The organism is Mesorhizobium sp. M2A.F.Ca.ET.067.02.1.1, assembly GCF_004023285.1.
Classification (GTDB): Bacteria; Pseudomonadota; Alphaproteobacteria; order Rhizobiales; family Rhizobiaceae; genus Mesorhizobium.
Genome location: NZ_RZSB01000936.1, coordinates 1 through 2,037, shown reverse-complemented (window position 1 = coordinate 2,037; position 2,037 = coordinate 1). Strand labels below are relative to the sequence as shown.

Below are 2,037 nucleotides of genomic sequence, written 5' to 3'. Positions count from 1 at the left end.
GATCTCTTCGATGTGCCGATCAGCCTGTTCTTCAGTCATGACGTGCCCGCTGAGGAAGAACGTGGGGTGATCGTGCGCGCCGGTCGCCGCCGCGTGCTTGGCACAAGCGAAACGGGTCTGGTGGAGGAGCTTCTGTCGCCCGATCTCGGCGGTAGTTTCGAGGTGGTGCGCTCGGTGTTCGCGCCCGGCGCCGAGATGAAGGCCGCAGCACTTCGGCCGACCGAGGAGGCCGGATACATCGTCTCCGGACTGTTCGACATCGAGATCGCGGGCGTCTGGCATCGGCTTGGCGAAGGCGACTCGTTTCGCTTCGAGGGCAAGCCATATCGCTGGCGCAATCCGGGCACCGAGCCGGCCGTGGTGATCTGGGTGGTTTCACCGCCGGTATATTGAACATTGCATGCCGCCCAAAAGTGTCCAGCGGTTTTGGGGCAACGGCATGCATCAAAGGAAGCAAAGCGCGACATGTCGCGCTTTGAACTTGGGGAGAAAAACATGGCCGGTTTGCCGACCACGGCACGCGTGGTGATCATCGGAGGCGGTGTCGTCGGCTGCTCATCGCTTTATCATCTGTGCAAGGCGGGGTGGACCGATTGCGTGCTTCTGGAAAAGAACGAGTTGACCTCGGGCTCGACCTGGCACGCCGCCGGCAACGTGCCGACCTTCTCCTCGTCCTGGTCGCTGATGAACATGCAGCGCTATTCCACCGAACTTTACCGGGGGCTCGCCGAAGCGGTCGACTATCCGATGAACTACCATGTCACTGGGTCGCTCCGGCTCGCCCATACGAAGGAGCGCATGCAGGAATTCCAGCGCGCCAAGGGCATGGGCCGCTACCAGGGCATGGACATCGACGTCGTCGGACTGGACGAGATCAAGCGCCGCTACCCTTTCATCGAGACTCATGAGTTGAAGGGGGCGCTCTACGATCCGAGCGACGGCGACATCGACCCGGCGCAGCTGACTCAGGCGCTGGCCAAGGGCGCGCGCGACATGGGCGCGAAAATCATCCGCTTCTGCCCGGTCAGCGGCGTGCGCCGCGAGAACGGCGAATGGGTGGTCGAAACACCGCAAGGCGAAATCCGCTGCGAGATCGTCATCAACGCCGCCGGCTACCGCGCCGCCGAGGTTGGAAAGATGTTCGGCCGCGACGTGCCGATGATGGTGATGAGCCATCAGTACATATTGTTCGAGGAAATCCCCGAACTCGCCGCCTGGACGAAGGAGCAGGGCCACAAGCTGCCGCTGCTGCGCGACGTCGATACCTCCTATTACCTGCGCCAGGAAAAGAGCGGCATGAATCTCGGCCCCTATGAGCGCAATTGCCGCGCACATTGGGCGACCCACAACGATCCGATGCCGGAGGATTTTTCCTTCCAGCTTTTCCCCGACGATCTCGACCGTCTCGAGCATTATCTCGCCGACGCCGTCGCCCGCGTGCCGATCCTCGGCACCGCCGGCCTTTCCAAGGTGATCAACGGGCCGATCCCTTATGCACCGGACGGCAATCCCTTGATCGGACCGATGCCCGGCGTGCCCAACGCCTTCGAGGCCTGCGTCTTCACCTTCGGCATCGCGCAAGGCGGCGGCGCCGGCAAGGTGCTGGCCGAATGGGTCACGGGGGGCCAGACCGAATGGGACATGTGGTCTTGCGACCCGCGCCGCTTCACCAGCTTCGCCTCGGCACTCGATTATTGCGCCGCCAAGGGGATGGAGATCTACGGCAACGAATACGCCATCCAGTTCCCGCGCCATGCCTGGCCGGAGGGGCGCAACCGCAAGCTTTCGCCGCTGCATGAGCGCGTCAAGGCGCTGGGCGGCCAGTTCGACGCCTATAATGGCTGGGAACGCGCCACCTGGTATGCGAGGCCCGGCGACGACACCTCCGAGGAAGCGACGCTGACCTTCCGCCGTGACGGGCCGTGGCAGCGCGCCGTGCGCGAGGAATGCCTCGCCGTGCGCGACGCTGCAGGCATCCTCGATCTGCCCGGCTTCTCACGTTTCAACCTCGACGGTCCTGGCGCCGCCGAATGGCCG

Annotated in this window: 2 protein-coding genes; both read left to right on the top strand. The window is 63.9% G+C overall.

Annotated elements, in window-relative coordinates; all coding sequences use genetic code 11:
* On the top strand, positions 1 to 393 hold a 393-nt coding region (locus EOA28_RS33935; protein WP_148671043.1), incomplete at its 5' end, for a cupin domain-containing protein.
* A 102-nt stretch (positions 394 to 495) separates the two neighbouring features.
* Positions 496 to 2,037, top strand: a 1,542-nt coding sequence (locus EOA28_RS33930) for an FAD-dependent oxidoreductase (RefSeq protein WP_148671042.1), incomplete at its 3' end; no start/stop codon positions are given.